This window comes from Aeromonas sp. sif2433 (assembly GCF_019218705.1).
GTDB lineage: Bacteria > Pseudomonadota > Gammaproteobacteria > Enterobacterales > Aeromonadaceae > Aeromonas > Aeromonas encheleia.
This window is the reverse complement of the sequence record NZ_JAHUXD010000034.1, coordinates 1-501: the sequence shown is the minus strand read 5'-3', so window position 1 is coordinate 501 and position 501 is coordinate 1. Positions and strand designations below refer to the sequence as shown.

Genomic DNA, 501 nt, shown 5'->3' with positions numbered 1-501 from the left:
GAGGAGAAAGGGAGGGGGGGGAGGAGAAAAGAAGGGGAAGGGGAGAAAGAAGAGGGAGGGAAGGAAGGAGGAGGGAGAGGAAAGGGGGGAGGGGAAGGGGGGGAGGAAGAGGAAAGAAAAGGAAGAAGGGGAAAGAAGGGAAGGAAAAAGGGGGGAAAGAGGGAGAAAAGGGGGGAAGGAAAAAAAGAAAGGGGAGGGGGAGGGGGAAGGAGAGAGGGAGAAAAGAAGAGAAAAGGAAGAAGGAGGGAGAGGGGGGGAAGGAGAAAGGAGGAGGGAGGAAGAAAAAAGGGGGAAAGAGAGAAAGGGAAAAGAGAAGGAGGAAAAGGAGGAAGAAGAGAAGAAAAAGGAAAGGGGAAAGAGGGAAGAGAGGAGAAAGGGGGAGAATATACGGAGCAAGGGGGGCAAGGACGAGAAGGACGAAGAGAAGAAGGCGGACGAGTTGCGGGAAAAGGAAAAGGGCGGTGAAGACTTCGCCGAGCTGGCCAAGGCCAACTCCAGTGA

General features: G+C 54.3%; 1 pseudogene. It reads left to right on the top strand.

Annotated elements, in window-relative coordinates:
* Nucleotides 1-501: pseudogene (locus KW825_RS20270) on the top strand (hypothetical protein); the annotation flags it as partial.